23 protein-coding genes are annotated in these 20,270 nt (G+C 68.0%); 16 read left to right on the forward strand and 7 right to left on the reverse strand.

Going from position 1 to position 20,270, the window contains the following annotated elements:
* Positions 1-14: 14 nt before the first annotated feature.
* Both ACO227_RS19395 and ACO227_RS19400 read right to left on the reverse strand, forming a co-directional pair.
* Positions 15-419, reverse strand: a complete 405-nt coding sequence (locus tag ACO227_RS19395) for a hypothetical protein (RefSeq protein ID WP_423604174.1) — start codon at positions 417-419, stop codon at positions 15-17.
* Complete coding sequence (locus tag ACO227_RS19400; RefSeq protein WP_423604176.1) at positions 391-1,257, reverse strand: HpcH/HpaI aldolase/citrate lyase family protein; 867 nt, start codon at positions 1,255-1,257, stop codon at positions 391-393. The genes ACO227_RS19395 and ACO227_RS19400 overlap by 29 nt, the downstream gene beginning before the upstream one ends.
* Before the next feature lie 59 nt (positions 1,258-1,316).
* Here ACO227_RS19400 and ACO227_RS19405 point away from each other — a divergent pair, with 59 nt between their 5' ends.
* The 6 genes from ACO227_RS19405 to ACO227_RS19430 all read left to right on the forward strand — a co-directional run bounded on the left by ACO227_RS19405 (position 1,317) and on the right by ACO227_RS19430 (position 6,762).
* Complete coding sequence (locus ACO227_RS19405) at positions 1,317-2,303, forward strand: SPFH domain-containing protein (protein ID WP_423604178.1); 987 nt, start codon at positions 1,317-1,319, stop codon at positions 2,301-2,303.
* Positions 2,300-2,764 carry an NfeD family protein gene (locus tag ACO227_RS19410; RefSeq protein WP_423604180.1) on the forward strand — a complete coding sequence of 155 codons (465 nt, stop codon included), beginning with the start codon at positions 2,300-2,302 and terminating at the stop codon, positions 2,762-2,764. Before ACO227_RS19405 ends, ACO227_RS19410 begins: the two co-directional genes overlap by 4 nt.
* A 91-nt stretch (positions 2,765-2,855) precedes the next feature.
* On the forward strand, positions 2,856-3,917 hold the full coding sequence (locus ACO227_RS19415) for a class I SAM-dependent methyltransferase (RefSeq protein ID WP_423604182.1): 1,062 nt from the start codon (positions 2,856-2,858) through the stop codon (positions 3,915-3,917).
* 95 nt (positions 3,918-4,012) lie between these two features.
* Entirely contained in the window at positions 4,013-5,824 is a 1,812-nt protein-coding gene (locus ACO227_RS19420) for a DUF885 domain-containing protein (RefSeq protein WP_423604184.1), read from the forward strand.
* 28 nt (positions 5,825-5,852) lie between these two features.
* Complete coding sequence (locus tag ACO227_RS19425; RefSeq protein ID WP_423604185.1) at positions 5,853-6,407, forward strand: 2OG-Fe(II) oxygenase; 555 nt, start codon at positions 5,853-5,855, stop codon at positions 6,405-6,407.
* A 28-nt stretch (positions 6,408-6,435) separates the two neighbouring features.
* The gene (locus ACO227_RS19430; RefSeq protein WP_423604187.1) at positions 6,436-6,762 is read left to right on the forward strand and encodes a hypothetical protein; all 327 of its coding nucleotides are present in this window, start codon (positions 6,436-6,438) and stop codon (positions 6,760-6,762) included.
* Positions 6,763-6,780: 18 nt separating this feature from the next.
* On the opposite strand, the gene ACO227_RS19435 is transcribed toward ACO227_RS19430, so the two are convergent.
* Positions 6,781-7,140: a hypothetical protein gene (locus ACO227_RS19435; RefSeq protein ID WP_423604188.1), complete on the reverse strand. Its 360-nt coding sequence runs from the start codon at positions 7,138-7,140 to the stop codon at positions 6,781-6,783.
* Between the two features lie 192 nt (positions 7,141-7,332).
* On the opposite strand from ACO227_RS19435, the gene ACO227_RS19440 reads away from it, so the two are divergent.
* Complete coding sequence (locus ACO227_RS19440; RefSeq protein WP_423604190.1) at positions 7,333-7,728, forward strand: DUF3597 domain-containing protein; 396 nt, start codon at positions 7,333-7,335, stop codon at positions 7,726-7,728.
* Between the two features lie 6 nt (positions 7,729-7,734).
* Here ACO227_RS19440 and ACO227_RS19445 read toward each other — a convergent pair whose 3' ends face one another.
* Entirely contained in the window at positions 7,735-8,178 is a 444-nt protein-coding gene (locus ACO227_RS19445) for a hypothetical protein (RefSeq protein WP_423604191.1), read from the reverse strand.
* Positions 8,179-8,221: 43 nt separating this feature from the next.
* Positions 8,222-9,844, reverse strand: a complete 1,623-nt coding sequence (locus tag ACO227_RS19450) for a phosphoenolpyruvate carboxykinase (RefSeq protein ID WP_423604193.1) — start codon at positions 9,842-9,844, stop codon at positions 8,222-8,224.
* A 266-nt stretch (positions 9,845-10,110) separates the two neighbouring features.
* On the opposite strand from ACO227_RS19450, the gene ACO227_RS19455 reads away from it, so the two are divergent.
* The 9 genes from ACO227_RS19455 to cysS all read left to right on the forward strand — a co-directional run bounded on the left by ACO227_RS19455 (position 10,111) and on the right by cysS (position 17,085).
* A complete protein-coding gene (locus ACO227_RS19455; protein WP_423604195.1) occupies positions 10,111-10,821 on the forward strand; it encodes a response regulator transcription factor in 711 nt (236 codons plus the stop codon).
* Positions 10,790-12,376, forward strand: coding sequence for an ATP-binding protein (locus ACO227_RS19460; protein WP_423604196.1), 1,587 nt, complete (start codon positions 10,790-10,792; stop codon positions 12,374-12,376). The genes ACO227_RS19455 and ACO227_RS19460 overlap by 32 nt, the downstream gene beginning before the upstream one ends.
* A 17-nt stretch (positions 12,377-12,393) precedes the next feature.
* Positions 12,394-12,831 carry an HPr kinase/phosphorylase gene (locus ACO227_RS19465; RefSeq protein WP_423604197.1) on the forward strand — a complete coding sequence of 146 codons (438 nt, stop codon included), beginning with the start codon at positions 12,394-12,396 and terminating at the stop codon, positions 12,829-12,831.
* 10 nt (positions 12,832-12,841) lie between these two features.
* Positions 12,842-13,762, forward strand: a complete 921-nt coding sequence (gene rapZ, locus ACO227_RS19470) for an RNase adapter RapZ (RefSeq protein ID WP_423604199.1) — start codon at positions 12,842-12,844, stop codon at positions 13,760-13,762.
* Between the two features lie 23 nt (positions 13,763-13,785).
* Positions 13,786-14,193, forward strand: coding sequence for a PTS sugar transporter subunit IIA (locus ACO227_RS19475; RefSeq protein ID WP_423604200.1), 408 nt, complete (start codon positions 13,786-13,788; stop codon positions 14,191-14,193).
* Entirely contained in the window at positions 14,190-14,462 is a 273-nt protein-coding gene (locus tag ACO227_RS19480; protein WP_423604202.1) for an HPr family phosphocarrier protein, read from the forward strand. The genes ACO227_RS19475 and ACO227_RS19480 overlap by 4 nt, the downstream gene beginning before the upstream one ends.
* A gap of 3 nt (positions 14,463-14,465) precedes the next feature.
* Entirely contained in the window at positions 14,466-15,272 is an 807-nt protein-coding gene (locus ACO227_RS19485; RefSeq protein WP_423604204.1) for a TrmH family RNA methyltransferase, read from the forward strand.
* Between the two features lie 105 nt (positions 15,273-15,377).
* The gene (locus ACO227_RS19490; protein ID WP_423604205.1) at positions 15,378-15,605 is read left to right on the forward strand and encodes a hypothetical protein; all 228 of its coding nucleotides are present in this window, start codon (positions 15,378-15,380) and stop codon (positions 15,603-15,605) included.
* A 49-nt stretch (positions 15,606-15,654) separates the two neighbouring features.
* On the forward strand, positions 15,655-17,085 hold the full coding sequence (gene cysS / locus ACO227_RS19495; RefSeq protein WP_423604207.1) for a cysteine--tRNA ligase: 1,431 nt from the start codon (positions 15,655-15,657) through the stop codon (positions 17,083-17,085).
* A gap of 3 nt (positions 17,086-17,088) precedes the next feature.
* Here cysS and ACO227_RS19500 read toward each other — a convergent pair whose 3' ends face one another.
* Together ACO227_RS19500 and ACO227_RS19505 are read right to left on the reverse strand one after the other, a co-directional pair.
* Positions 17,089-18,459, reverse strand: a complete 1,371-nt coding sequence (locus ACO227_RS19500; protein WP_423604209.1) for a DUF1501 domain-containing protein — start codon at positions 18,457-18,459, stop codon at positions 17,089-17,091.
* 11 nt (positions 18,460-18,470) lie between these two features.
* The gene (locus ACO227_RS19505; RefSeq protein WP_423604210.1) at positions 18,471-20,168 is read right to left on the reverse strand and encodes a DUF1800 domain-containing protein; all 1,698 of its coding nucleotides are present in this window, start codon (positions 20,166-20,168) and stop codon (positions 18,471-18,473) included.
* Positions 20,169-20,270 lie beyond the last annotated feature (102 nt).

The following is a 20,270-nucleotide window of genomic DNA, read 5'->3' on the forward strand; positions in this document are numbered from 1 at the left end:
GGAGCGAACAGGGATCAGGCCGCGGCGCGTTCGAGCAGCGGATAGAGCGCGCGCTGCTCCTGCGCGATCCGCGCGCGCATCGACTTGCGCATCGCCGCCGACGCCTCGCGATAGCCGACCAAGTCGGCGAGTACCTCGTCCATCGTCCAGCGGCCGACATGGCGGGACGATGCCGCGATCAGCTCGGCGCTTTCCCCTCGCAACGCGGCGGCGCGGTTCCGGTCGATCGCGTTCGCGCTGTTCAGCAGCAGGTCGCACGCCGCTTCGACCAGCTTGCGGCGCTCCCCGCTCGCCCTGCTCAGCTTCCAGCGCACGCTCGCCAGCTTCGCCGGGTCCGGCACGTTCGCCTCGGCCAGCTTTTCCAGCTCATCCAGGCAGGCGAGCAGAGTCTCATGTGCCCGTTTCAGATCCGACAGCACCCTCGCCTCCCTCTCGCCATCCTTCCATTCGCTGGAGCAGGGCCTTCGCCTGCTCGACATGCAGGTCTTCAATCATTTTGTTATCAAAGCGTTCCACGCCGCCGTTCGCAGCCGCGATCAGCGCGCGGGCCTGCTCCAGCTCGGCTTGGGTGGGATCGAATGCCGTGCGCACGACGTCGATCTGATTCGGATGGATCAGGCTCTTGCCGTCGAAGCCGAGCAAGCGCCCCTCGGCGGCTTCCGCGGCCAGCCCCTCGGGATCCTCGAGCTTGTTGAACACGCCGTCGATCGCCCAGATCTCGCGCCCGCGCGCCGCGAGAACGATGAGCTGGAGCGCGAGCTGAATCTGCGCGCGCCCCGCGGCGGGCGGGAGCTTGAGCGAGGCGGCAAGATCGTTGGTCCCCGCGATCAACCCCGCCATCTCGACGCCCCAGCCGCTTGCCGACGCGATCGGGCCGACATTCATCACCCCCGCCGCGGTCTCGATCATCGCCAGCACCGGCCGGTCGGCATAGGCGGCGGCATAGACGATCGTCTCGGGCTTCTCGACCTTGGGCACGATGACATGGGTGGCAGCGGATTTCTTGACCGCCTTGAGGTCCTTCTTCCAATGCTCGCTTCCCTCGGGGTTGACGCGGATGCCGAACGGGCGGCCGCCAAATCCCTCCGCGGCCGTCGCCGCGTCCCTCGCGCGCGCCTTGTCCTCGGCCTTCACCGCATCCTCGAGGTCGAGGATCACCATGTCGGCGGCGAGCGTCCGCGCCTTCTCGATCGCCCGCGCGTTCGACGCGGGCAGGAACAGCGCGGTGCGCGGCGCGATGTAATGGACTGTGCTCATCCCCGCTCTATGCTAGCATCCGAGGGCCTTTGCGAGGCCCTGCAACCGGGGGAATCGAGATGGAACTGACCGTAGGCGCCTTTTTCGTCGGCGTGTTGCTGGTGCTGATGTACCTGTTCTCCAGCATCAAGATCGTGCGCCAGGGCTATGAGTACACGATCGAGCATTTCGGCCGCTTCACCACCGTCGCGAAGCCCGGGTTCAACCTTTACCCGGCCTTCTTCTACCGCGTCGGCCGGCGGGTGAACATGATGGAGCAGGTGATCGACATCCCGGGGCAGGAGATCATCACCAAGGACAATGCGATGATCTCCACCGACGGCGTGGTGTTCTTCCAGGTGCTCGACGCCGCCAAGGCGGCATATGAGGTGAGCGACCTCTATGTCGCGCTATTGAACCTCGTCACCACCAACCTGCGCACCGTGATGGGCGCGATGGATCTCGACGAGACGCTGTCCAAGCGCGACGAGATCAACGCGCGGTTGCTCTCCGTCGTCGACCACGCGACCACGCCCTGGGGCGTCAAGATCACTCGCGTCGAGATCAAGGACATTCGCCCGCCCGCCGACATCGTCAACGCGATGGCGCGCCAGATGAAGGCCGAGCGCGAGAAGCGCGCCAACATCCTCGAGGCCGAGGGCAGCCGCGCCTCGGAGATCCTGCGCGCCGAGGGCCAGAAGCAGGCGCGCATCCTGGAGGCCGAGGGCCGCAAGGAATCCGCCTTCCGCGACGCCGAAGCCCGTGAACGCGCGGCGGAGGCCGAAGCCAAGGCGACCGAGCTCGTCAGCCAGGCGGTGGAAAGCGGCTCCGCGCAGTCGCTCAACTATTTCATCGCGCAGAAATATGTCGAGGCTGTCGGCAAGTTCGCGACCTCGACCAACGCCAAGACGATCCTGTTCCCGGTCGAGGCGACTCAGCTGATCGGCACGCTGGGCGGGATCGGCGAGCTCGCCAAGGACGCGCTCGGCAGGCTCGATGCGCCCGCCGCGCCGCCGGCCGCACCGCGCGTGCGCCATGCGCCGATCGTCGAGAAGGAGGGCGAATGAACTGGACCGAACAGGGCGGTTTCATCTGGCTGATCCTCGCCGCGATCCTGGCGATCGCCGAGCTGATGCTGCCGGGCGTGTACCTGACCTTCGTCGCGATGGGCGCGGCGATCACCGGCGTGCTTGCGCTGCTGTTTCCCGAGCTGGGGCTGGTCGGGCAGCTGGTGAGCTTCGCGGCCTGGTCGACGGTGTTCGTGCTGGTGGGCAAGCGCTGGTACGGCGCCAACCCGGTGCCGAGCAGCGACCCCGACCTCAACAACCGCGCCGCGCGGATGATCGGCCAGACGGTGACGGTGGTCGAGGCGATCGAGGGCGGCACCGGCCGGGTGCGCGTCGGCGACGGCGAATGGCCCGCGGAAGGGCCCGACCTCGCGGCGGGCGCCAAGGCGCGGATCGCGGGCGTGCGCGGCGGCGTGGTGGTGGTCGAGACGGTGAAAGCGATCGAACCTCCCGCCGTCTGACCCGGGCGTCGCCGCGGCGCCGGAACTATGCTATGACCCGCCGGAGAAAACAGAGTCGAAGGGTCGCGTCCTCATCGGATGGAGGGACAGCATGCCGGCAATCGACGAAGCGAAGTTCCAGGCGTTCATCGGCAAGATGCTGGGCGATCTCGGCGGCGCGACGAGCGTGCCGACGGTGCGCATCGGTCTTCGGCTTGGGCTGTTCGAGGCGCTTGCGGAGGCCCCCGCCACCGCGGCCGAGCTCGCCGCGCGGGCGGGCGGACTTCACGAACGCTATGTGCGCGAATGGGCGCTGGCGCAGACGGCCAGCGGCTATATCGACTTCGATCCGGCGACCCAGCGCTTCAGCGTGTCGCCCGAGCAGGCGATGGTCTTCGTCAACCAGGACAGTCCGGTCTATCTGGCCGGCGCGTTCGAGCTGGTCGCGGCGATGATCGAAGCGGAGGCCAAGGTCGAGGAATGTTTCCGCCACGGCACCGGCGTGCGCTGGGGCGATCATGCCGGTTGCCTGTTCTGCGCGACTGGGCAGTTCTTCCGCCCGGGCTATGTCAACAACATCGTCCAGGCGTGGATCCCGGCGCTGGACGGGGTCGAGGCCCGGCTGCGCGGCGGCGGGGCGAAGGTGGCCGATGTCGGCTGCGGCGTGGGCTTCTCCACGCTGCTGATGGCGCAGGCCTATCCGGAGAGCCAGTTCACCGGCTACGACTTCCACGCGCCGTCGATCGAGGAAGCGCGCCGCCACGCCGCGGCGCATGGCCTCAGCGATCGCGTGCGCTTCGAGGTCGCGGCCGCCAAGGAGATCGCGGAGAGCGGCTTCGATCTCGTCACCATGTACGACTGCCTGCACGATATGGGCGATCCGCGCGGGTGCGCGGCCCATATGCGCGGCATCCTCGCGCCGGGCGGCACCTGGATGATCGTCGAGCCGATCGCCGGCGACCGCCCCGAGCAGAACTTCAACCCGGTCGGGCGGTTGTACTATAACGCCTCCACGATGATCTGCGTCCCGACCTCGCTCGATCAGGAAGTGGGCGAAGGCCTCGGCGCGCAGGCCGGCGAGGCCCGGTTGTCGGAGATCGTCCGCGAGGCCGGCTTCGATCGGGTGCGGCGCGCGACCGAGGGACCGTTCAACATGGTGCTCGAAGCGGTCTGAACTGTCCTCCCGTGGAACAGGCAAAGCGGGGTGGCGCTTCCAGTGCGCCGCGCTAAGGTCTCGCCGGTAACCAACTCCCCGTTTTCGGAGACCCCATGCGCACCACCCGCCGCCAGTTCCTCGCCACCACCGCCACGCTTGCGACGCTGCCGGCCTTCGCGCGCGGCCAGGCCGCGGCACCGGGCGATGCGGCGGCGAACAAGCTGCTCGCCGCTACCGCCGAGCAATTGCTCGAGAACGGGCCCGAGGGCGCGACCAGCCTCGGCATCGACAAGGGCGAGCGCGCGCATCTGCGCTCCAGGCTCGAGGACCGCAGCATCGCCGGCAAGGCGCGCGTCGCCGAGGGGCTGCGCAAGCGCGTCACGGAGCTGAAGGCGCTCGACCCGGCGGGTCTCAGCCCGGTGATGCGCACCAATGTCGATGCGGTCACCACCGCCTTCGGGAACGCGCTCGACGGCTTCGCCTTTCCCTATGGCGACGTCGCGGTCGGCGGGTGGCGCAACTCGCCCTATGTCGTGGTGCAGAATGTCGGCGGCTATCTCGACATCCCGCGCTTCCTCGACACCGAGCACAAAGTCGAGAATGCGGCCGACGCGGCGAGCTGGCTCGCGCGCTTCGACCAATATGCCGGGCTGCTCGACGGCGAGACCGAGCGGCTCAAGATCGCCTACGACAAGGGCGTGATCGCGCCCGATTTCCTGCTCGACAAGTGCCTCAAGCAGATCGCGCTGACGCGGGGCACCGACGCGGGCAAATGGGAGCTGGTCACAAACTATGCCGGCAAGCAGCCGGTCACCGGTAGCCAGGCGGCCGAGGCGGCGCGGATCGCCGCGGGCAGGATCGCCCCGGCGCTCGACCGCCAGATCGCGGAATTGAAGCGCCACCGCGCCAAGGCGACGTCGGACGCGGGCGTGTGGAAATTCCCCGACGGCGAGGCCTATTACGCCTGGGCGCTGCGTGCCGGCACCACGACCACCATGACGCCCGACGAGGTGCATCGCACCGGCCAGGAGGAGCTGAAGGCGCTCCAGGCCGAGATGGACGTGATCCTCAGGAAGCAGGGCTTCACCAAGGGCACGGTCGGCGCGCGGATGACCGCATTGGGCAAGGACCCGCGCTTCCTGTTCCCCGATAATGACGCGGGCCGCGCCGAGATCCTCAAGTTCATGACCGACCGGATCATGGACATGCGTGCCCGGATGCCGCGTGCCTTCCACACGCTGGTCAAGGGCAATGTGGAGGTGAAGCGGCTGCCGCTGGCCGAGGAGCCGGGCGCGCCGGGCGCCTATGGCGGCGCCGGGTCGATCGACGGCACGGTGCCGGGCCGGGTGTGGCTCAACCTGCGCACCACGCTGTTGCACTCGCGCTTCAGCCTGCCGACCCTCGCCTATCACGAGGGCATTCCGGGGCATGCCTGGCAGGGCGAATATACCTTCAAGCTGCCGCTGGTGCGCTCGCTGCTGTCGTTCAACGCCTATACCGAAGGCTGGGCGCTGTACGCCGAGCAGCTCGGCGCCGAGCTCGGCGCCTATGACGCGGACCCGATCGGCCGGCTCGGCTATCTCCAGAGCCTCGCCTTCCGCGCCTGCCGCCTGGTCGTGGACACCGGCCTCCACGCCAAGAGATGGACTCGCGCCCAGGCGATCGAGTGGTTCGCCACCGCCAACGGTTCGTCGGTCGAGGAAGTCAGCGGCGAGGTCGACCGCTATTGCTCCTGGCCCGGCCAGGCGTGCGGCTACAAGCTCGGCCATACCGAGATCAACACGCTGCGCACCAAGGCGCAGAAGGCGCTGGGCAGCCGCTACGACTTCAAGGCGTTCAACGACGCGGTCGTGCTCGGCGGCAGCGTGCCGCTGACGGTGCTCGAAAGCGTCATCGACCGCCACGTCGCGGAACGAAAGGCCTGACGGCGAGCGCTCGCCCGCGGAAATCGAGATGACCGGGATTCAGTGGACCACGCCCCTGCTCTGCACGATCGAGGGTCTTCTCGGGCCCGCCGATTGCGACGCGCTGATCGCGCGCAGCGAGGCACTGGGTTACGACGCGGCGCCCGTCACCACCGACGAAGGTCCGGTGATGATGCCCGAGCTGCGCAACAACAAGCGCGTGATCCTGGACGATACGGCGCTGGCCGACGATCTCTGGTCGCGCGTCGAGACGTCCGTCGCCGAACGGCTGTCTGGAAGCCATTGGCACGCCGTGGGACTGAACGAGCGCTTGCGCTTCTATCGCTATGGTCCCGGGCAGCAATTCGACTGGCATCGCGACGGCCGCTTCGCGCGATCGCCGGTCGAGGAGAGCCGCTATACTTTCATGATCTATCTCAACGAGGGGTTCGCCGGCGGCGAGACGCTGTTCCGCGACCTGCCCGGGCATGACGAGGTGCGGATCACCCGCGCCGCGGCCTGGCGCTGCTGTTCGACCATCCACTCAGCCATCGCGGCGCAACGGTGGAGCGCGGACGCAAATATGTGCTGCGGACGGACGTGATGTTCCGACGCGCGGAAGGAGGCAGGACGTGATCCTGCGGCGCTGGCGCGGGGTCATCCGTACCGCCGATCGCGAGGCGTATCGCGCCTATATCGCCGAGACGGGCGGCGCCGAATATACCGCCACGCCCGGCAATCTCGGCTGGCAGATGCTGTTCCGCGATCTCGGCGACGTCACCGGCGAGGTGGTGACGCTGAGCTGGTGGCGATCGCTCGACGACATCCGCGCCTTTGCCGGCGCGGACATCGCGATCGCGCACTATTATCCGGAGGACGACCGCTACCTGCTCGAACGGCCCGAGACCGTCGAGCATAGCGAGATCGTCGAAAGCTCACTGCCGCTGGCCGGCCACTGACGGCCAGCGGACGCCAGCTCACTTCTTGCCGAAAAAGCCCGAGGCGATCCCGGTCAGGTCGTTGAGCGGGTTGCCGTCGCCGTCCTTGTCGAGCGCGCCGAGCAGGCCGCCGGCCGCGCCGTCCTGCTGGAGCAGGTTGGCGAAATGGCCGAGCGAGCCTTCGCCGCCGATCTGGCCGATGATCTCCTGCAGTTTGTCGGCCGGCAGGCCGGTCGCGGCGGCGGCGCCTTCGGCGGTGTCGCCTTCCATCACATGATGCTTGGCCAGCGCCTGGATCGCCGATTCGACATGCTCGGGCGACAGGCCGACCTTGGCCGCGAGATTGGTGACGGTCGAGTTTTCAGCGACTTGGCCGAGAATGCTGTCAAGAATGCTCATCACTCGTACTCCCTTGCCGTATGGGGGTGGCCGTGCTTGCCTATCACGGTCGCGAAAACCGGGCGAGGCGAGGCTCGTTACGCTTGGCACTTTTTCCCGTTTCGTGCGTCATCGCCCTGTCGCCGAAGGTCGCCAGCATGGCGATCGGGTGACCTGCCGCACGATCACGCGGCGTTTTGAGGGAGAGCACGCATGGGCATTTTCTCGTCGATCAAGGATGCGATTTTCGGCAAGGCCAAGGCCGCCCCCGCGCCGGCGGAAGCCACGCCGCAGCCCGAAGCGGCCGCCGCGCAGCCGACGCCGCAGCCCCAGCCCACGCCGGAGCCGCAGGAAGTGGATATCGAGGCCATTCTGGTCGAGCTCGACAGCAATGACGACCGCGACCTCAACTGGCGCAACTCGATCGTCGACCTGATGAAGCTGGTCGGCCTCGAATCGAGCTTCGCCGAGCGCAAGGAACTGGCGCAGGAGCTGGGCTATACCGGCGATCTCGACGGCAGCGCCGAGATGAACATCTGGCTGCACAAGCGCGTGATGCAGGAACTCGCCGCGAACGGCGGCAAGGTTCCGGCCTCGATGCTCGACTGACGCCGGTCAGGGCAGCGGCGCGAGGTCCGGTTCGACGAACCCGCGCCGCGCCTGCACCGAGAAGAGCCGCTCGCGGCTGTAGAAGCGCAGCGGCCAGTCGCGGCCGCCGACCTCGCTCGCGAGCAGCGCGTTGACGTCCACGATCAACTCGCCGGTCGCGCGCTCGCGCAGGAAGCGCCGAACCCCTGCGACATAGGCGCGGGTGATCGTATCATGATAGCCGCTATGGTCGTCATTCACCCCGCCGACGCTCTCGTTGAAGCGGGAAATGAGACCGGCAATCCGCGCGTCCACATCGATATCGGGCCGCCGGGCCAGCAGGTAGAGGCACGCGGCAAGGTGCGCCTCGTGCGTCCATTCCTCGCGCGCGAGCGTGCAGACAAGCAGCCCCTCGCCGAGATGGACGATAGCGGCGTCGGTCGTGAAGAAGCGGATGGGATGGTCGGTCATCGATCGGACTTTCTCTCGGGAGCCCGATCGATGACCGGGCGGTTCAGGCGGGTTCGGGTGCCGGTTGCCGGCGTTGCGGTGCGGCTTGCCTCACCCCTTCGTCGACATGTTCCGCAAACTGCGCGAAATTGGCGACGAACTCGTCGACCAGCTTCGCCGCGGTGGCGTCATAGTCGGCCTTGTTAGCCCATGCCGCGCGGGGGTCGAGCATGTTGGGGTCGATCCCCGCCACCTCCACCGGCACCATGAAGCCGAAATTGGGGTCCTTGCGGAACTCGGCATTCTTCAGGCTGCCCTCGAGCGCAGCGTTGAGCAACGCGCGCGTGACCTTGATCGGCATGCGCTTGATCCCCGGCATCGTCGCCTTGCCGCCCGACCAGCCGGTGTTGACCAGCCAGCAATCGACCCCGCTCTCCGCGATCCGCTTCTTGAGCAGATTGCCGTAGACCGAAGGATGGCGCGGCATGAAGGCGGCGCCGAAGCAGGTCGAGAACGTCGCGGTCGGCTCCTTGACGCCGATCTCGGTGCCCGCGACCTTGGCGGTATAGCCCGACAGGAAGTGGTACATCGCCTGCTCCGGCGTGAGCTTGGCGATCGGCGGGAGCACGCCATAGGCGTCGGCCGTCAGGAAGATGATGTTCTTCGGCACCGGCCCGAGATTGTGCTCCGAGGTGTTGGGGATGAAGTCGATCGGATAGGCGCCGCGGCTGTTCTCGGCGAGGCTGTTGTCGTCGAGATCGAGCGTGCGCGTCGCATCGTCCATCACGACATTCTCGAGCACCGTGCCGAAGCGCTTGGTCGTCGCGTAGATCTCGGGCTCGGCCTCGGGCGAGAGGTTGATCATCTTGGCGTAGCAGCCGCCCTCGAAGTTGAACACGGCGGTGTCCGACCAGCCATGCTCGTCGTCCCCGATCAGCGTACGGCTGGCATCGGCCGACAGCGTCGTCTTGCCGGTGCCCGACAGGCCAAAAAACACCGCGGTATCACCGTTCGGCCCGATATTGGCCGAACAGTGCATCGGCATGATGCCCTTGGGCGGCAGGAGGTAGTTGAGCAGGCCGAACACGCTCTTCTTCATCTCGCCGGCATAGGCGGTGCCGCCGATCAGGATCAGCTTCTCGGTCAGGTTGACCGCGATCACCGTCTCGCTGCGCGTGCCGTGACGCGCGGGATCGGCGCGGAAGCTCGGCAAGTCGACGATCGTATATTCGGGGTCGAACCCGGCCAGCTCCGCCGCGTCGGGCCGCACCAGCAAGGTACGGATGAACAGGCTGTGCCAGGCGAATTCGTTGACGACGCGGACGTTGAGCCGATGCTCGGGCTGCGAGCCGCCATACAGATCCTGCACGAACAGCGTGTCTTTGGTGCCGAGATGCGCAAGGAAATCGGCCTTGAGCGCGGCGAAATGCTCAGGGCTCATCGCGCGATTGACCTCGCCCCACCAGACATTGTCCTGCGTCGTCGCGTCGCGGACGATGAACTTGTCCTTGGCGCTGCGCCCGGTGTGCTTGCCGGTAGCGACGACCAGCGGACCGTCCTTGGCCAGCCTACCCTCGCCGCGCTGCACGGCGTGCTCGACCAGCGGCGCGGTCAGCAGGTTCCAGTGAATGGTGGCTGCCTTCCCGACGCCGAGCGTGTCGAGGCCAAGTGGCTTCCGATCAGTCAATGTCCATCTCCCTATCGCCGGCCCTGCATCGGGGCCTGACGATCGTTACTTATGTAATCAGTGAGTCGCGCATAGGCAGGGGGCAAATAGGGGGTCAATGCCAGTAACCGGTGTCAACGGCGGCGCTAACCAATTCGGATTACACGACAACGTTGACTGTGACTTGATGCCCTCGCCCGACAACGCTGGCGGGCTGCGGGCCGAAGCTTGCGCATCGCCAGTTCACCCGGTTGAGCAGGCCCGCGCATTCGGCTACGCCACGCGCCATGACCGCAACGATCGCGCTGGTTGACGACGACCGGAACATCCTGACCTCGGTCTCGATCGCGCTGCAGGCCGAAGGCTTTGTCACGCGTGTCTATTCGGACGGCGAGACCGCGCTGAAGGCGCTGCTCGAGAATCCGCCGGACCTGGCGGTACTCGACATCAAGATGCCCAAGATGGACGGGCTCGAGCTGCTTCGCCGCCTGCGTGAGAAGCTCGCCACGCCGGTGATCTTCCTCACCAGCAAGGACGACGAGCTCGACGAGGCGCTGGGGCTCGCGATGGGCGCGGACGACTATATCGCCAAGCCGTTCAGCCAGCGGCTGCTGATCGCCCGTATCCGCGCGATCCTGCGGCGGACCGAAGCCGCCTCGGCGACGCCCGGCGCGGACGCCGAGGAAGAAGTTCAGCCCGTGCTGGAGCGCGGCCGGCTCAACATGGACCCGGCGCGGCACAAGGTGACCTGGGGCGGCAGCAACGTGACGCTGACCGTCACCGAATTCCTGATCCTCGAGACGCTCGCCCAGCGCCCTGGCATCGTCAAGACGCGCAACCAGCTGATGGATGCGGCATATCAGGACGACATCTATGTCGATGACCGCACCATCGACAGCCACATCAAGCGCGTCCGCCGCAAGTTCCGCCAGGTCGATCCCGAGTTCGACGCCATCGAGACGCTCTATGGCGCCGGATATCGATTCTCCGACGAGTAAGGCACCGCGCGAGGACCGCGATCTCGCGCTGCGCTGGTCGGCTCGGCTCAGCCTCACGCCCCGCATCCTGGCGGTCAACATCTTCGCGCTGGCGATGCTGGCGGGCGGATTCTTCTATCTCGACAGCTTCCGCGCGCGGATCGTCGACGACAAGGTCGAGCAGGCGGGCCGCGAGGCGCGGCTGATCGCGCAGGCGGTGGCGATGACCCCGCCCGACGACCGCAACGCGCTGGTGCTGCGCGTCGCGAACGAGGCGGGGCTGCGCATCCGCCTCTACGACCGTTCGGGCCGCGTGCGGCTCGACACAAAGGCGCTCGGCCTCAACAACGTCGTGCTGCGCGATCCCGACAAGGATCCGTGGAACCAGACCGCGGCGCGCTTCCTCGATGCGATCATCGACACCGTCGCCGGCGCCGACCGCGCGCCGCAGTTCCGCGAGCGCGCGGCGGACAAGGGGCTGGACTGGCCCGACCTTGCCACCGCGCTCCGCACCGGCGAGGCCAGCGCCAGCGTGTGGCGCGCGCCCGATCGCACGCCGGTGATCACCGCCGCCGCCTCCTATGGTCCCGAGGGCGCGGTGTTCACCACCGACAATGCCCGCGAGATCACCCAGACGGTGCGGATCGAGCGCTTCCGGCTCGGGGTCGTGCTCGCGGTGGTGATGGGATTGTCGATCTTCCTCTCGCTGTTCCTCGCGCGCACCATCGTCCGGCCGCTGCGCCGGCTCGCGCGTGCCGCGGTGCGCGTGCGCCTCGGGCGCGCGCGCGAAGTGGTGGTGCCGCGCCTGCCCGAGCGGCGTGACGAGATCGGCCATCTCGCCCGCTCGCTCTCCGACATGAGCCAGGCGCTGCGCGCGCGGATCGACGCGACCGAGGCGTTCGCCGCCGATCTCGCGCACGAGCTCAAGAACCCCCTCGCCTCGTTGCGCTCCGCGGTCGACGGGCTCGCCAACGTCCGCGATCCCGAGCTGCAGGAGCGGCTGCTCGCGATCGTCCGCGACGACGTCCACCGGCTTGACCGGCTGATCAGCGACATTTCCGAAGCCTCACGCCTCGACGCGCAGCTCAGCCGCGCCAAGTTCGAATCGGTCGACATCGTCGCGATGCTCGACGGCCTCATCGCCCAGCGCAGCGAGCGCGGTGTCGCGCGCGGCGTGCGCCTGCGCTTCGACCGGCCGATCGGGGCGATCCCGCGCGTGATGGGCGAGGGCGCGCGGCTCGAGCGCGTGTTCGAGAATCTGATCGACAACGCCATCTCCTTCTCGCCCGAGGGCGGGCTGGTCACGCTGTCGGTGGCGACGGTCGGCGACCTGCTCGAGGCGCGAGTCGAGGATGAAGGCCCCGGCGTGCCCGAGGAAGCGCGCGAGGCGGTCTTCCGCCGCTTCCACTCGGTGCGCCCCGATGCCGAGGCGTTCGGCCAGCATTCGGGGCTGGGGCTTGCCATCGCGCGCACCATCGTCGAAGGCCATCAGGGCACGATCGGGGTCGAATCGCGCGAGGATCGCATGCACGGCGCGCGCTTCTTCGTCCGCCTTCCCCTGGTGCAACCGGGCTGATAATACGGGGGTATCGCGTGGCCGTCGTCTCTTCCGAAACGCTACACGCATCGTGCGTCGCCATCGACGGGCGCGCGGTTCTGATCGAAGGCCGTTCGGGCGAGGGCAAGTCGGACCTCGCGCTGCGGCTGATCGACCGCGGCGCGGTGCTGGTGTCGGACGACTACACCATCTGCACTCGCTCCGACGGCGCGCTGCTCGGCATGGCGCCGGCCAATATCGCGGGCAAGATCGAGGTGCGCGGGATCGGCGTGATCGACATGCCGCACCAGGACCGCGTGCCGGTCGCGCTGCTCGTCACGATCCTCGAGGACCCGCCACGCATGCCGGAGGGACCGAAGAAGCGCCGAATCGCCGGGATCGACATCCCCGAGGTCGCCCTCGCCGCGCTCGAACCCTCGGCACCGGTCAAGGTCGAGCTGGCGCTGCGCCACATCGGCTGGACCGCCGCATGAGTTTCGCCGCGTGAGCAAGGGCAAGCCCAAGCAGATCCTGCTCGTCACCGGCATGTCCGGCGCAGGTAAGTCGACGGTGCTGCGCACGCTCGAGGATCTCGGCTGGGAGGTGGTCGACAACCTCCCCCTGCTGCTGCTCAACCGCCTGCTCGACACCGATCCGCCCGAGGGCAGCGATGGCGATGATCGCCCGCTCGCGCTCGGCATCGGCACGCGCACCCGCGGCTTCGATGCGGACAGTATCGTGCGGCGCATCAAGAAACTGCGCGACGAGCGCGGCTATGACGTCGGCACGCTGTTCCTCGATTGTGCGGGCGCCGAGCTCGAGCGCCGCTACAACGAGACTCGCCGCCGCCATCCGCTAGCGCAGGACCGCCCGGCCGGCGACGGCATCGCGCGCGAGCGCGAGCTGCTCGAGCCGCTGCGGCGTTGGGCCAACCGGCTGGTCGACACCACCACCCTGTCGGGCAACGAGCTGGCGCAGCAGATCCGCGCGACCTTCTCGGGGGAAGGGCTCGGCGGGCCGACGCTGTCGGTGATGTCGTTCGGCTTCGCGCGCGGCATCCCGGCCAATGCCGATTTCGTGTTCGACATGCGCTTCCTGCGCAACCCCCACTGGGTCGATTCGCTGCGCCCCGGCACCGGCAAGGACCGCGACGTCGCCGACTATGTCGCCGCCGACCCCGCCTATGCCGATGCGCTTGAGCGCATCGAGGGGCTCATCCTGGCGCTGCTTCCCCGCTACCGCGCGGAGGGAAAATCCTATGTTACCATCGCTTTCGGCTGTACCGGAGGGAGACATCGCTCGGTTCATGTCGCCGAACGCGTCGCTGCCCGGTTGCGCGACGCGGGATTTTCGCCCACGGTGGCGCATCGTGACTTGCAGACCGCACCGCAGGACTCGTTAGAAGGCCCCCCGGTCGCGAGATGAACCGCATGGGACAAACATAGAAAATGATCGGTCTGGTACTCGTGACGCACGGGCGGCTCGCGGAGGAGTTCGTCGTCGCGATGGAGCATGTGGTGGGCAAGCAGGAGCGAATCGCCACCATCTCGATCGGCCCCGAGGACGATATGGAAGGCCGCCGGGCCGACATCGCCAAGGCGATCACCGACGTCGATGCCGGGCGCGGCGTGATCGTGCTGACCGATCTGTTCGGCGGCACCCCGTCCAATCTCGCCATCTCGCTCATGGAAGCTGGCCGGGTCGAGGTGATCGCCGGGATCAACCTGCCGATGCTGATTCGCCTCGGCGGCGCGCGCAAGACGATGAAGGTCACCGAAGCCGTTGCCGCCGCGCGCGAGGCCGGCCGCAAGTACATCACCGTCGCTTCCGAGGTCCTCGGGGAGGCTGCCGCTTGAGTCGGGTGAGCCGGACGGTCCTGATCGGCAACCGCCGCGGCCTGCACGCGCGTGCAAGTGCGAAGTTCGTCACCCTCGCCTCCTCCCAGCCGGTCGAGCTCACCGTCGAGAAGGATGGCAATTCAGTCACCGGCACGTCGATCATGGGGCTGATGATGCTGGGCGCGGCGATGGGCGATACGATCACGATCAGCGCCTCGGGCGACGGCGCCGAGGATGCGGTACTTAAGCTCGTCGGGCTGGTCGAGGATCGCTTCGGCGAGGACTGAGGCGTGCCCCGCGAGATCACCGCCTTCTCCAACCCGCTGGTCAAGCGTGTACGCAGCCTGCGCGACAAGAAGCACCGCCGCGACGAGGGGCTGTTCCTCGCCGAGGGGCTGCGCATCCTGACCGAGGCGCGCGAGGCGGGGCATTTGCCCGAGTACCTCTTCTTCGCGAAAGGCCATGAGACCCACGCGCTCGCCGCCGCGCTGATCGAAGAGACCGAGGCCGCGGGCGGCGAGGCGGTCGCGACCGACGCCGACATCCTCTCCAAGCTCTCGGGCAAGGACAATCCGGGCGCAGTGGTCGGCGTCTATCGCGAGCTGCCGACCGGCCTCGCCCGGCTGGATCGCGCCGCCGCACCGCTCTGGCTGGTCGCCGAGCGGCTGCGCGATCCGGGCAATCTCGGCACGATCCTGCGCACCGCCGACGCAGTCGGCGCGGGCGGGCTGATCCTGGTCGACGAGTGCGTCGATCCCTTTTCGGTCGAGGCGGTGCGCGCGAGCATGGGCGCGCTGTTCACCATTCCGATCGCACGGGCGCCATGGGACGAATTCCACGGCTGGCTGCGCGGCGGCCCGGGCCAGCTCGTCGGCTTGGCGCTCGAAGGCGCGGTCGACTACCGCGCGCCGGACTTCGCCGCGCCGGTCTTCCTGCTCACCGGCAACGAAGCGCAGGGCTTGCCCGCCGCCTATGCCGAGGCGTGCGATATCCGCGTGAAAATCCCGATGCTCGGCAAGGCCGACAGCCTCAACGCCGCAGTGGCGACCGCGGTGATGGCGTACACCGTTCTCGACCGGATTCGCCCGCTCGCCTGACCCCGAAATAGTAACATATCGGCAACACCTGGGCGTCGTTTCGAAACGAGCTTGGAACAAACGGCGATTCCGCGCGTCGAACCGGGCACGTTTGGAGACGAACCGATGTACTATGACACCGACGCCTTCACCGCCGCCAACAGCGGCTACCGCATCGCCTTCCACCCGGGCGAGCACAATCACTGCCCCGGCTGCGGCCAGTCGCACTGGACGGTCGGACGGATGACCGCCGAATGCGCCTTCTGCGGGACGGCGCTGCCGATCAACAATGGCGGCACGTTCGGCGCCGGGCTGTTCCACACCAGCGGCAAGCCCGACTCGCTCGCGGCTTGAATGCGTGGAGGCGGTTTGACCGCCGCCTCCGCCGCGCTATGGCGCGCGCATGACCGCCGCGCCTCTCATCCTTTACAATTCGCTCACCCGCGCGCTCGAACCGTTTGCGCCGATCGATCCCGCCAAAGGCGTGCGCGTCTATTCGTGCGGGCCGACGGTCTATAGCGACCCGCATCTCGGCAATCTGCGCGCCTATGTCTTCACCGACACGCTGAGCCGCGTGCTGCGGTGGAAGGAATATGACCTCACCCATGTCCTCAACATCACCGATGTCGGCCATCTGACCTCGGACGCGGACGAGGGCGAGGACAAGATGGAGGCGGCCGCTAGGAAGCGCGGCATGAGCGCCTGGGACATCTCGCGCCACTATGCCGACGTGTTCCGCCGCAATCTTCGCGACCTCAACATCCGCACGCCCGACCACATGCCGCTGGCGACCGACTATGTCGGCAAGATGATCGAGTTCGCGAAGGGCTTCGCCGAGGCCAATTGCTACCAGCTCGAAAGCGGCCTCTATTTCGACAGCAGCACCGTGCCCGACTATGGCAAGCTCTCCGGCGGCCAGGACGATGCCGGCGAGGGCAGGATCGAGAGCGTCGAGGGCAAGCGCCATCCGCAGGACTTCGCGATCTGGCGCACCACCCCGCCGGGCGAGACGCGCCAGATGGAGTGGGACTCACCCTGGGGCCGCGGCGCGCCGGGCTGGCACCTCGAATGCTCGGTGATGAGCGCCGAGCTGCTCGGCCTGCCCTTCGACATCCACACCGGCGGCATCGATCACCGCGAGATCCACCACGTCAACGAGATCGCGCAGAACCAGGCCCATTGCCGCTGCGGCGATTCCGGCGCGCGGGTGTGGATGCACAACAACTTCCTCGTCGACCGCGGCGGCAAGATGTCCAAGTCGAAGGGCGGCATCGCGACGCTCGACGCGCTGGTCGCGAAGGGCGTGCACCCACTCGCCTACCGTCTGATGTGCCTTTCCGCGCATTACCGCAGCGAGCTCGAGTTCAGCGGCGAGAACCTGCTGGCGGCGCTCGTCCGCCTGCGCCGCCTGGTCCTTGCCGCGGAGAAGTTCCGCGAGGCCGAGGGCAAGGGTGGCGGCGACGCCGGAAACTATCTCGACCGGCTCGACGCGGCGGTGTCGGACGATCTCAACACGCCCAGGGCGCTGCCGGTGCTCGAGGAGCTGCTCGCGGACAAGCAGCTCAACCAGGAAGCGCGGCTGATGACGCTGGCGCAGTTCGACGCGGTGCTCGGGCTCGACCTGCTCGAGCTCAGCCGCGCCGACCTGCGCGTCCGCCCGGCCGGGGCGCAAGTGACCGAAGCCGAGATCGAGGCGCGCCTCGCCCAACGCAAGGAAGCGCGTGCGGCGAAGGACTTCGCGCGCTCGGACGCGATCCGCGACGAGCTGCTCGGCGCCGGAGTCGAGGTGATGGACGGCGACCCGCTCGGCTGGGACTGGAAGGTCGAGCTCTAGGCCTCAGACGAACCCCAGGTTCCGCGTCGAATAGTTGCCGATATTGGGCAGCACCGTCGCCATGCTCGAATCGCTCACCCCGAACCAGCTCGCCAGCGTCGCGGCGTATTGGTCGACCGAGGTGGTCGGCAGCAGCCGTCCCTGCCCGACATCGTCAGGCGTGTTGTGCCCGACCGCGGGCGGGGTACCGTAGATGCGCCGGCCGTTGACCGCGCCGCCGACCACGAAGTGCATCGCCCCCCAGCCATGGTCCGAGCCGTCGTCATTCTGGGTCAGCGTGCGCCCGAAATCGGAAGCGGTGAAGCTCGTCACCTTGTCCGCCACGCCGAGCGCTTCGGTCGTGTCGTAGAAGGCGCGCATCGCCGCGGCGACGCGGCCGATCACGGTCGGGTGATCGCGCACCAGGAAGTCGTGCATGTCGAACCCGCCGAGCGACACGAAGAACACCTGCCGCTTGGCGCCCAGCTCCTGCGAGACCGAGATCATCCGCGCGACGATCTTGAGCTGGTCGGCGAGGCTGTTGCCGGTCGGAAACAGCGGGAAATTCGCCGCCGGGGCGCCGGCGAGCGCGCCGTTGACCTGGGCGTAGAGATCGAGCGCGCGCTTCGAGACGATCGCATGCTCGTTTTCGATCAGATGGCTGCGTGTGCCGCCCATGATCGAGCGCAGCGCGCTCGCCGCCGCCGAGGAGCCGTAGAGCGTCGTGGCGTTGCCGATCAGCGGAGTCGGCCCACCGGTGCCGGTGACATACTGGATCGCGCTGCGTCCCGAGAGATAGGTCGCGTTGCCCGAGGCGCTGATGCAGGTCAGCGCCGCGCTGCCGTTGCCGCTCTGCAGCAAGTCGCCGATCCGCCCGCCCCAGCCCGAGGTCGCGCCCTCGGCATTCGACGCCTGCCAGTAACTCTGCTGGTCGTTGTGGCTGAACAGCTTGGGCGGCAGCGCCACGGAGTTGGCCTGGTACTGCGCCTTGGTCGTCGGGCGCACCAGCGTGCCGACGTTGAGCACCACCGCCATCTTGCCGGCGTCGAACAGCGGCAGCAGCGGCGCCATCGTCGGCGCCAGCGCATATTCGCGCCCGCCGAGCGAGTTGAGCGGCGCGAGCGCGGTCGCCGTCAGCGAGTCGCGCGGGTGCGCGAGACCCGGCCGGGCGTTGGTGTAGAGCGTGTGGCTCGCCAGGTCATAGGGCGGCAGCGTGTTGGCATAGTCGTTGCCGCCATAGAGAAACACGCAGACCAGCGCCTTGTAGTCGCTGGCGACTGCGGCGGAGGCTTCGCCGATCGCGGCGAGCTGGGTGACGAACGGCGCGGCGCCGCCGGCGATGCCGAGCGTGGCGGTGCGGCGGAGGAAGGCGCGGCGGGACTGGTTGGCTTCCATCTCAGCGTCCCTCACTTCTGCGCCAGATATTCGGGCGCGGCGAGCGTCAGCAGCAGCGCGATCGCGACCCGGTTGTTGGTGTTGGTCGAGCTGTCGACCGCGGTCTTGATCTGCGCCACCGTCGCCGCGCTCAACTGCCCAGCGGCGAGCACCAGGTTGACGCGGTCGATCAGCGCCTGGCTGTCGGCGGCGATCGCGGTCAGTTCGGCATAGTCGCTCTTCAGGTCGCCGATGCCGTTGTTCACCGCCGACTGCATGTAGTTCACATAGCCGACGACGCTGATCTCGTTGGTGATCTGGAATTCGGGCGCGACCAGCCCGCCGCTGGTGAAGCCGCTGTTCGGCGGCGTGTAGCCGGGGCGGAAGAAGTTGAAGACCGACGCGCTGCGCCCCATCGCCTGGCTCAGCCGGTTGATCGGGCTGCTCGTGTCGCCGACCGCCCAATTGCCGCTCGGCGAGGTCGCACCGAAGCCGCGCGCCCAGCCGGTGAAGCGCATCACCGGCTCGCGTAATTTGCCGCTGCTCGTCCCCGACGGATCCGCGCGGGCCTCGTCGTCGAGCAGGATCGCGCGGATCACCGCCTGCATGTCGCCGCGCACGCCCGAGCCGTTATCGGCGAACTTGGCGGACACGCGCCCGACATAGCCGGGCGACGGGTTGCTCGTCACCAGCCGCTGGATCAGTTGCTTCGAGACGAACGGCGGAACGTTGGGATGCGCGAAGATCGTGTCGAGCGCCTGCTTGATCGCGTCCATTCCCGCAGTGCCCGCGGCCACGGTGGTGCCAAGGAAGGTCGAGGCGCCGGTCTCGTGCTGGTTGGCGTTAACGATCAGCGGGCGGCGATAACGGTCAGGCGTCGTGCCATCGGTCGAATCGAGCGTCAGGCCGGTGAACACGCGCGCCAGCCCCGAGACGTCGGCTGGCGTATAGGTCTCGACCGGCACCCCGCCCGCGGTTACCACCGACCCGTCCATGTTGAGCCGGTGCAGGCCGATGGTGAACAGCTGCATCAGCTCGCGCGCATAATTCTCGTCGGGGACCGATCCGGTGGCGGCGTTCGCCTTGCGGTTGCCGAGGAAGGTGAGGAACGAGGCCATCGCCGCGTTGGTCGTGACCTTGTCGAGGATCATGCGGAAATTGCCGAAGGCATTGTCCATCAGCACGTCGACATAAGCGGCCATCGCGAACTGCCGCCAGTTGAGGTTCACCCCCGACATCCCGACCACCAGCACCTCGAGCAGCGCCATGCCGACGCGCTGGCGCAGCTGGTCGCCCGCGCCGATCAGCTGGCTCCACATGACGTTGTCGAAGCCAGCCTCGCCGTTGACGTTGGCAGCGACATTGTAGCCCTTGGCCACCAGCCAGTCCCAGTGCGTCGTCGTGCGCGGCTTGGCGAACTCGGCGGCGATCCAGCCGGCATAGCCGCGCGACTGGACATCGGCGATGTCGGCGCTGGTCGCGCCCATCGTCGCCTGGGCGAGGAAGCGGCTGGCCTGCGCCGCGGTGACCGGCGCCGGGGTCGGGGTCGGAGTCGGTCCCGGCGTGGCGACCACCCCACCGCCACCACCGCCGCCCGAATCGCACGCCGCCAGCGCGAGCCCGAGCGCGACCGCGCTCGTCCCACTCAGCGCCGCGCCGCCGCCCGCCGGTGCAGCCGCTTCGGCATCGCCATGCTCCGCCTCGACCGGAGGCGTCTCCAGATTGTCCATGCAGCCCCACCCCGTGCGCGGAGGCGCTTTGCCCGCATCACGCCGTGGCTATAATCTCGCATTTCGCGACTCGCCGCCAGCCGGAATTAAGGTCAATTCATC

Source organism: Sphingomonas sp. MS122 (assembly GCF_049532975.1).
In the GTDB taxonomy this organism is placed as follows: domain Bacteria; phylum Pseudomonadota; class Alphaproteobacteria; order Sphingomonadales; family Sphingomonadaceae; genus Sphingomonas.

Coding starts and splice junctions, on each gene's coding strand:
- ACO227_RS19400 (WP_423604176.1), bottom strand. CDS start 1,257: ATGAGCACAGTCCATTACATCGCGCCGCGCACCGCGCTGTTCCTGCCC.
- ACO227_RS19405 (WP_423604178.1), top strand. CDS start 1,317: ATGGAACTGACCGTAGGCGCCTTTTTCGTCGGCGTGTTGCTGGTGCTG.
- ACO227_RS19410 (WP_423604180.1), top strand. CDS start 2,300: ATGAACTGGACCGAACAGGGCGGTTTCATCTGGCTGATCCTCGCCGCG.
- ACO227_RS19415 (WP_423604182.1), top strand. CDS start 2,856: ATGCCGGCAATCGACGAAGCGAAGTTCCAGGCGTTCATCGGCAAGATG.
- ACO227_RS19420 (WP_423604184.1), top strand. CDS start 4,013: ATGCGCACCACCCGCCGCCAGTTCCTCGCCACCACCGCCACGCTTGCG.
- ACO227_RS19425 (WP_423604185.1), top strand. CDS start 5,853: ATGACCGGGATTCAGTGGACCACGCCCCTGCTCTGCACGATCGAGGGT.
- ACO227_RS19435 (WP_423604188.1), bottom strand. CDS start 7,140: ATGAGCATTCTTGACAGCATTCTCGGCCAAGTCGCTGAAAACTCGACC.
- ACO227_RS19440 (WP_423604190.1), top strand. CDS start 7,333: ATGGGCATTTTCTCGTCGATCAAGGATGCGATTTTCGGCAAGGCCAAG.
- ACO227_RS19445 (WP_423604191.1), bottom strand. CDS start 8,178: ATGACCGACCATCCCATCCGCTTCTTCACGACCGACGCCGCTATCGTC.
- ACO227_RS19455 (WP_423604195.1), top strand. CDS start 10,111: ATGACCGCAACGATCGCGCTGGTTGACGACGACCGGAACATCCTGACC.
- ACO227_RS19460 (WP_423604196.1), top strand. CDS start 10,790: ATGGCGCCGGATATCGATTCTCCGACGAGTAAGGCACCGCGCGAGGAC.
- ACO227_RS19475 (WP_423604200.1), top strand. CDS start 13,786: ATGATCGGTCTGGTACTCGTGACGCACGGGCGGCTCGCGGAGGAGTTC.
- ACO227_RS19490 (WP_423604205.1), top strand. CDS start 15,378: ATGTACTATGACACCGACGCCTTCACCGCCGCCAACAGCGGCTACCGC.
- cysS (WP_423604207.1), top strand. CDS start 15,655: ATGACCGCCGCGCCTCTCATCCTTTACAATTCGCTCACCCGCGCGCTC.
- ACO227_RS19500 (WP_423604209.1), bottom strand. CDS start 18,459: ATGGAAGCCAACCAGTCCCGCCGCGCCTTCCTCCGCCGCACCGCCACG.
- ACO227_RS19505 (WP_423604210.1), bottom strand. CDS start 20,168: ATGGACAATCTGGAGACGCCTCCGGTCGAGGCGGAGCATGGCGATGCC.